This is a genomic window from Rothia koreensis (assembly GCF_004136575.1).
In the GTDB taxonomy this organism is placed as follows: Bacteria; Actinomycetota; Actinomycetes; order Actinomycetales; family Micrococcaceae; genus Rothia; species Rothia koreensis.
Map to the genome: position 1 here is coordinate 1 of NZ_NOIQ01000040.1, position 8,399 is coordinate 8,399.

7 protein-coding genes are annotated in these 8,399 nt (G+C 66.4%); all 7 read right to left on the bottom strand.

What is annotated here, in order from left to right; genetic code table 11:
• Positions 1–65 precede the first annotated feature (65 nt).
• Positions 66–899 (bottom strand): arylamine N-acetyltransferase family protein, encoded by an 834-nt coding sequence (locus EWU68_RS12835; RefSeq protein ID WP_129316579.1) that lies wholly within the window; start codon positions 897–899, stop codon positions 66–68.
• A gap of 54 nt (positions 900–953) precedes the next feature.
• Complete coding sequence (locus EWU68_RS12840; protein ID WP_129316582.1) at positions 954–1,415, bottom strand: peroxiredoxin; 462 nt, start codon at positions 1,413–1,415, stop codon at positions 954–956.
• Positions 1,416–1,486: 71 nt separating this feature from the next.
• Positions 1,487–2,806: an allantoinase AllB gene (gene allB, locus EWU68_RS12845; RefSeq protein ID WP_129316593.1), complete on the bottom strand. Its 1,320-nt coding sequence runs from the start codon at positions 2,804–2,806 to the stop codon at positions 1,487–1,489.
• Positions 2,807–3,338: 532 nt separating this feature from the next.
• Positions 3,339–4,538, bottom strand: coding sequence for a glycerate kinase (locus EWU68_RS12850; protein ID WP_129316584.1), 1,200 nt, complete (start codon positions 4,536–4,538; stop codon positions 3,339–3,341).
• Positions 4,539–4,626: 88 nt separating this feature from the next.
• Positions 4,627–6,402, bottom strand: coding sequence for a glyoxylate carboligase (gcl, locus tag EWU68_RS12855; RefSeq protein ID WP_129316587.1), 1,776 nt, complete (start codon positions 6,400–6,402; stop codon positions 4,627–4,629).
• Between the two features lie 54 nt (positions 6,403–6,456).
• Positions 6,457–7,413, bottom strand: coding sequence for a 2-hydroxy-3-oxopropionate reductase (locus EWU68_RS12860; protein ID WP_274542750.1), 957 nt, complete (start codon positions 7,411–7,413; stop codon positions 6,457–6,459).
• 9 nt (positions 7,414–7,422) lie between these two features.
• Positions 7,423–8,208, bottom strand: a complete 786-nt coding sequence (locus tag EWU68_RS12865; protein WP_129316591.1) for a hydroxypyruvate isomerase family protein — start codon at positions 8,206–8,208, stop codon at positions 7,423–7,425.
• Between the last annotated feature and the right edge of the window lie 191 nt (positions 8,209–8,399).

Below are 8,399 nucleotides of genomic sequence, written 5' to 3' on the forward strand. Positions count from 1 at the left end.
CCCCGCCCCCGCACGGAAACCCCACAAGCAAACCGCACTCCGGCAACGCACTCCGGCAGCGGGGATCAGGAGCGGCGCATCTCTGCGACCTGCTCGATCAGGGTCGCTCTTTCGGGGTCAGTTATACGCACCCCGAGTTCCTGGACGGCGTCGATCGTGGCCTCAGGCGACAGGCGTTCCCTCCGGGTCGCGCGTCCCGCTCGGCGGACCGTCCGGGCTTCCTCCGTGACCGTCACGTGGCCCTCGGTGGTGTGGCGCATGACCATCAGGTGATCCATGAATGGCCCGAAACCGTCGCGGGACGTGGTCAGATGCCCTGCATGCACGTCCACCGGTACCACCGGGAGGCCGTCGCTGAAGTGCTGCGGTTCTCCGTCCCGCCGCAACTCCCACACCTGCCCTGCCGTCTCGGTGTGGCGTACCGCGGTGAATTCGCGGTCGCCCTCCACATGGGGGCGCCCGTCGATCAACGGCATCGGCTCACGCACGCTGAAACCGAATCCCGGGTCGCACAGGTACTGGACCTCGTCGATCGTCACGACAACCGTCATATGGGTCCTGGTGTTGCTGGGGGAACCGACCCTCCCGAGGGAGCGCCGCACGTCGAAACCCAGGCGTTCCAGGACCCCGGAGAACAACTGAGCGTGTTCGAAGCAGTAGCCCCCGCGACGGCTGGTGATCAAGGACGCTTGCACGCTGCTGGGGGAGACGCCCGGATGGTCACCCAAGAGCACCTGCACGTTGGAGAACGGCAACGTCTCGACGTGCGCTCGGTGCAGGTCTCGCAGTAGGTCCGCGCTCGGTTCGCCGTGGACCGCTTCGGACTGCCCGATGCACAGGAGGTATTCCGGCACATCGTATTCATCGATGCCCCACGGCGACTCCTGATGCACAGTCATGCTCCCAGCGTCTCACGCGGAGGCCGCGACCCGAGGAATGAATCGTCGGCCTGACTACTGGCTGTTCAGCTCCGACGCGAGCTGCGCGACGTGGCCCTCGGCATTCACGTTGTACTCGGCGCGCGCAACCGTGCCGGCGGCGTCGATCACGAAAGTCGACCTCAACGGACCTTCCGACGTCTCGCCGTTGATCGTCCGCTCGCCCCACGCGCCCCATTGCTTTGCGGCCGCGTGATCGGGATCGGAGAGCAGAGTGAAGGCCAGATCGTATTCCTCGACGAAACGAGCCAGCTCTTCAGGGCTGTCTCCGGAGACCCCGTAAACCTTGGCGGGCAAGGAGGAGAGGTTGTCGCGGAAGTCGCAGGCTTCGGTCGTGCAGCCCGGGGTGAAGGCCTTGGGAAAGAAGTACACCACAGAATCCTGGTCGTGCATGCCACCGATGGTGACGGTGCTGCCGTCGTGGGCCGTCAGATCGACGGCGGGCGCGACATCGCCTGTGCTGAGTTCGTTCGACATGAAAACTCCTTCGATTGTTCCGTACATTTCGAGGACGACGACGCCGCCCCCTGGCGTTCCAGAGTGCGTGCTCAGGCCGTTCCCCGGTCGAGCAACCGTCCCGTGGGCGTCTCGAAGTCCACGGGCTTGCCACCGACGTAGGTCTTGCGAACCCTACCGGAGAGAACCTTGCCCTGATAAGGGGTGATGGGGTTCTTGTGGTTGAGCCGTGCGGCATCGACCACGAAGCTGTCATCCGCGGCGAAGATTGCGAAGTCGGCGTCGTACCCGAGGGACAAGCGACCCTTCGAGCGCAGACCCACGCGTTCGGCGGGATGTCGTGACATCCAGTCGAGGACCCGGCCCAACGGTATGCCGCGGCGTCGGGCTTCGGTCCATATCAGGGACAGGCCGAGTTGTAGTGAGGAGACGCCGCCCCAGGCCACGCCGAAGTCCCCGTTGCCCAGGTCCTTGAGCTCGATCGTCGAGGGGGAGTGGTCCGAGACGATGAAGTCGATGGTTCCGTCCAGCAGCCCCTCCCAGAGCTTCTCCCTGTTGTCGACTTCGCGGACGGGAGGGCAACATTTGAACGCCGTCGCGCCGTCGGGAATCTCCTCGGACAACAGCGTCAGGTAATGAGGGCAGGTCTCGACCGTGATGTCGAGGCCGTCGCGCTTCGCCGTGGCGATCATCGGCAGTGCGTCGGAGGAGGAGACGTGGAGGATGTGGGATCGGGCGCCCGTCCACCGGGTCCTTTCGATCACCTCGGCGATCGCGATGTTCTCCGCTCCACGAGGTCGGGATTTCAGGAACCTGTCGTAGACGTCCCCGTTCGGACTGGGGGCCTTGTCGATGGTGCGGGAGTCTTCCGCATGGACGATCATCAACGAATCGAAGGTCTTGACTTCGGCCATGTCCGCTTCCATCTCGTCCGCCTCGAGGTGCGGGAATTCATCCACCCCGGAGTGCAGCAGGAAGCATTTGAACCCGAAGACGCCGTCGTCGTGAAGGGACCGCAGATCCTTCTGATTCCCCGGAATCGCGCCGCCCCAGAACCCCACGTCCACGAACGCGTTGTTGCGTGCGAACAACCGCTTGTACTCCAGGGCCGGGGCGTTCACGGTGGCGGGAACCGAATTCAACGGCATGTCCACGATGGTCGTGACGCCGCCCGCGGCGGCCGCCCGAGTGGCGCTGGCGAAACCTTCCCACTCTGTCCGACCTGGTTCGTTGACGTGCACGTGCGTGTCCACCAGGCCGGGAATCAGGGTTTCGTCGTCGGCCAGGTCCACCACCTCGGAGGCTTCGAGGTTCGCGCCCAGCGGTTCGATCGCCACGATCTTCCCGTCCTGGACGGCCACCTCGCGCGGGGAAAAATGGTCGCCGCAGGACACCTGGCGGCCACGGACCACGAGGTCGAAACCCGTGGAGCGGCCCGAAGCCCCGGCGTCGCCCGCGGCAACCCCGGTATCCCGGGCGGAAGCCTCCACAGATGCGTCCGCGGATTCGTCCCCGGAGCCGTGTCGCGTGATGTAGGTGCTGATGAGTTCGCGGATGCGCTCCGGGTCGTTGGCCCGTTCGGCCAAGCGAAGCTGCTCGGCCCGCGCGGATTCCATCTGGGACTGCCGGTCTTCGGCCGCGGACCTCTGGGAATTCTCCCGTGCGGTCGCGTGAGGGGAGTTCTCGGGCTCCGGCGAGGATGCAGAGTCCTTGACCTTCGAACGCACCGTTCTCATTGCTTTCTTCGCGTTGTCCTCGGGCGTGACCGCCCAGTCGCGCGAGGTCTGCGTCGTAGAATCCTCGGCCGAGGTCTGCCCTGAAGCGGTCGCGTCCGATGCACCCTTGGCGCGGCGGCCGGAAGGGTTGCGATCCGTGGAACCGGAATTCTTGGAACCGTTCTTGGCGTTCATGATGGTCTCCTTCCGTGACTGGGAATGATACCCGTCACAGCGACGTGGTCGAATGATCGGGCTCGGGAGAGTTGCCCGAAGCCCACGGCATGTCGGTCGTGTGCTCCCGAGCCACGGAGCCGCCGACCTCCCGGAGCAGTCGAGGAGCCTCTCGCATCGAAGCGTGCGGCTCGTCGACCAGCGCCGACAGCACGTACACCGCCCGGAACCCCGTGTCACGCAGGAGAGGCCAGGGCAACGTGGTCCTGCCGCAGACGGCAACGACCGGCACGTCGGCCGCATCGCCGACCGCGAGCACCCCGAGAGGTGTCTTTCCGCCCAGGCTCTGCTCATCGAGGCTGCCCTCGCCCGTGACCAGCAGATCCGCAGTCCGGACGGCATCCCGCAACGACACCAGGTCGAGAACGACGTCGATACCGGGTCGGCGTACAGCCCCGAGGACCGCAAGTGCGGCGTAGCCCGTGCCGCCCGCAGCACCCGCTCCCGCGGCATCCGCGGCGCGCCGGGCGGATTTGCCGAGCGTCGAGGCGAGCCCGTCCCGCAGGCGGAGGAGGCCGGATTCGAGCCGGGCGATGTCCCGCTCGGAGGCTCCCTTCTGGGGCCCGAAAACGGTCGCCGCTCCACGGGGGCCGGTGAGCGGGTTGTCGACGTCGGCCGCGAGCACGAACTCGGCGTCGGCGACCCGCGGGTGAATCTCCGTGACGTCCACCCTGTCCAGCTCGGCCAGGCAACCACCACCATCGGGAAGGTCATGGCCTGCGGAATCCAACAGCCGAGCCCCCAACGCGGCCAGCAGTCCGGCGCCGCCGTCGGTCGTTGCGCTGCCGCCCACGGCGAGAACGATGCGGGTGCATCCGGCGTCCAGCGCGGCGCGCACCAGTTCTCCCGTGCCGCGGCTCGTGGCGTCCAGGGGAGCCGGTACGGGCTCGCCCTGTGCGTCCTGCGGGAGGGCCGCGAGCCCCGAAGCGAGGGACATCTCGATCACGGCCTCGTTTCCGCGCCGGGCCCATGCGGCGTCCACGGCGCGCCCGACGGGGCCGGTCACGGACATCTCGCGCCGCTCGTACCCGGCCTCTACCGCGGCGTCGAGCGTGCCCTCGCCGCCGTCGGCGACGGGCAGAAGAACGACGTCGGCGTCGGGGAGGGCTTGTCGCATGCCCTCGCCCATGTGCTCGGCCGCTTCGCGGGCCGTGACAGACCCCTTGAACTTGTCCGGTGCGACCACAATGCGCACTGCTGCCTCCCAAGACTCGGTGCGGTGGGACGTCGGGGTGCTCAAGGCGAGCCCGCCCCGACGTCCCGTGATTGATGATGATCCGTGGTCAGTCCATGACCGAGATCGCGGTCGGGGCGTCCTCGCCGGACTCGGCCAGGGCCTCGAACTCCGTCACATTGTCCAATTCGGTGCCCATCGAGATGTTCGTGATCCTCTCCAGGACCGCCTCGACCACCACGGGCACCTGGTGCTCCTGTGACAGAGCCTTCGCCGAGGACAGCGTCTCGTTGAGTTTCTCCGGATCCGTGACGCGCATGGCCTTGCAGCCGAGCCCTTCCACGACCTTGAGGTGGTCGACGCCGTATCCTTGCGTCTCCGGGGAATTGATGTTGTCGAACGCCAGGGAGACGTCCTGCTCCATCTTGAACCCCCGCTGCGACTGACGGATCAGCCCCAGGTACGAGTTGTTGACGACCACGTGCACGTACGGAAGGTTGAACTGCGCCCCGACCGCCAATTCCTCGATCATGAACTGGAAGTCGTAGTCCCCGGACAGGGCGACGACGGTACGGCCCGGCTGCCCCCGGACCACACCCAGGGCCGCTGGACATGTCCATCCCAAGGGGCCGGCCTGCCCGGCATTGATCCACCGGCGCGGACCGTACACGTGCATGAACTGGGCGCCGGCGATCTGTGAGAGACCGATCGTGGAAACGTAGGTCACGTCCTCGCCGAAGACCGAATTCATCTCCTCGTACACCCTCTGGGGCTTGATCGGGGTTTCGGTGAAGTGAGTCTTGCGCTGCATGAGCCCCTTGCGGTGCGCGCATTCCTTGGCCCAGACGCCGAAGTCCGGAACCGAGAAGCCTTCCTTGCGCTCGTGCGCGACCTCGAGAAGCATGTCGAGGGCCGCGCCCGCATCGGAGGCGATGCCCAGATCAGGGGAGAAGACCCGACCGATCTGGGTCGGATCGACGTCAATGTGCACGAACGTCCGGCCTTCCCGGTACTTGTCGAGCGACCCGGTGTGGCGGTTGGCCCACCGGTTTCCGATCCCCAGAACGAAGTCGGATTCGAGGAACGTCTCGTTGGCGTATCGGTGCGAGGTCTGAATGCCGACCATCCCCGCCATGAGCGGATGATCGTCCGGAAGGGTGCCCCATCCCATCAGGGTGGGGACCACGGGCACACTCAGCAGCTCCGCCAGTTCGACCAGCTTGTCCGATGCGTCCGCATTGATGACGCCGCCGCCGGCCACGATCAGAGGCCGCTCCGCAGAGAACAGCATGTCCAGGACCTTTTCGGCTTGCGCACGGCTCGCCGAGGGCCGCGGGACCACCAGCGGCTCGTACAGATCGATGTCGAACTCGATCTCCGCCTGCTGGACATCGAGTGGCAGGTCCAGAAGAACCGGTCCCGGACGTCCGGAACGCATGAGGTAGAAGGCCTTCTGGAAGGCACCCGGAATTTGGCCGGGCTCCAGGACCGTCATGGCCATCTTGGTGACAGGCTCGGCGATCGACGAGATGTCGACGGCCTGGAAGTCCTCCTTGTGGAGTTTCGCCACCGGAGCCTGACCCGTGATGCAGAGGATCGGGATGGAGTCGGCGGAGGCCGAATACATGCCCGTGATCATGTCGGTTCCGGCGGGCCCGGACGTGCCGATGCAGACGCCGATGTTGCCCGGAGCCGCCCTGGTGTAGCCCTCGGCCATGTGCGAGGCCCCTTCGACGTGGCGGGCCAGCGTGTGGCGGATGCCGCCGTGGGCTCTCATGGCCGAATAGAGCGGGTTGATCGCGGCGCCGGGCAGGCCGAAGGCTTCGGTCGCCCCTTCCTTCTCGAGGATCGCCACGATGGCGTCGACTGTGCGCATCTTGCTCATGATGTTCTCCTTGTCTTCGGGTCCGCTCCGCGTCCGATCGCGGGCTCGACGTCCCTACTTCTGGTCGGTTCCGGAGAGGTCCTGGGCCAGTTTGAACAGCCCGGAGTGGTCCAGGCCGCCGTCGCCGCGGGCCACAAGGGCCGAGACCAACTGGGCCACCAGACCGCCCAGCGGAATGGTCACCCCGGCCTCCCGGGCTGCGGCAGTGACGATCCCCATGTCCTTGTTGTGCAGTGCGAGCCGGAACCCGGGGTCGAAATTGCGGTCGAGCATCTTCTGGCCCTTCTGGTCCAGAACCTTGGACCCGGCCAGTCCGCCACCGAGGACCTTGAGCGCCGCGTCGGTGTCGACTCCATAGGCCTCGAGGAACACGACCGCCTCGGCCAGGAGTTCGATGTTTCCCGCGACGATGAGCTGGTTGGCCGCCTTGACGGTCTGGCCCGAACCGGAGGGTCCGACGTGCACGATCGTGGAGCCGACGACGTCCAACACGTCCTTGGCGGCCTCGAAGTCTGCGTTCTCGCCGCCGACCATGATGGACAGGACGCCGTCGACCGCGCCTTGTTCGCCGCCGGACACCGGGGCATCCAAGGGACGCAACCCGGCATTGCGTGCCGCGTCAGCCAATTCGCCTGCGATGTCGGGTCGAATCGTGGAGGCGTCGATCCAGAGCGCACCGTTGTCGGCGTTCGCGAAGACCCCGTCGTCGCCCTCGACCACGGCCCGGACGTCGGGGGAGTCCGGGACCATGGTGATGATGGCCTCGGCGCCCTTGACGGCGTCGGCCACGGAATCGGCCGCGGTTCCGCCGGCCTCGGCGAGCGTCTGCGCCTTCTCCGGTGAGCGGTTGAAGCCGACGACGTCGTGGCCCGCCGCGACGAGGTTCTTTGCCATGGGCAGTCCCATGATTCCCAATCCGATGACTGCGATCCTGGTCATGTCCTTCTCCTTCTGAGTTCTTGCTGCGTTTTCTCGGTAGTGCTCGGGCGGTTGAGTGCTGGGGACGTTCAAGCCGGGCGTTCAGGACCGGCGTTCGCGGGGAAGCCACGCGAACGGGTCCTCCTGCGAGGCCTTGTACTCGAGACCGATCACGCCCTGGTACCCCAGCTCCTCGGAACGAGTGATCCATTGTTCGAGGGGAAGGTCGCCGGTCCCGGGCTCGTTGCGGCCCGGGTGGTCCGCAATCTGGATGTGGCCGAATTCGGCGGCGTGGTCTTCGACGACGCGCGCGACGTCGTCACCGTTGGCGGCCAAATGGTAGAAGTCGGCGAGCAGCTTGACGTTGTCCCGGTCGACCTTGGCGATGACGGCCAGGGCGTCGGCCGCGGTCTTCAACGGGTAGGCGTCGGTTCCCGACACCGGCTCGACCAGGACGACGCCGTCGACTGCGGCCACGGCGTCTGCCGCGCGACGCAGGTTCTCGACGGCCAAGCGGTCCTGGGCCGCGGGGTTCTCGCCGTCCACGCGATTGCCGTAGAGCGCGTTGAATGCCTTGCAACCGGTAGCGCGGGCGATCTTGAGAACGGGGTCGATGTTGGCGCGGAATTCCTCCGAGCGCGACTCCTGGGAGAGGACTCCACGTTCCCCGCCGGGCATATCGCCCGCGTAGAAGTTCAATCCGGTCAGCTGCACGCCGGCGCCATCGAGGGCGCCCACGAAATCCTCAATCTCGGCGTCGGACGGGGTCGGCGTCTGAAACGGCCACCAGAACTCTGCTCGAGTGAACCCGGCGTCCGCCACGGCCTGTGGTCGCTCATTGACGGGGCGGTCTGTCAGCAAGATCGAGGCGTTGACGGTATAGCTCACGGTGTTCCTCCTGTGTGCGGTAGCGTGTCCCGTCCTCTGTAAATTTCGGGATGCGGAAGCGAACTTCTGTTGTATGAAAACACTAGGTGAGGTTGTGATGTGCGTCAACCATCAAATCCGGCGCTCCTTGCCCGGCGGGCGGTGGCCGGCGCGGGTCGAGTGGGTCGCGAGGGGCTGCGTGGGGGCGAGTG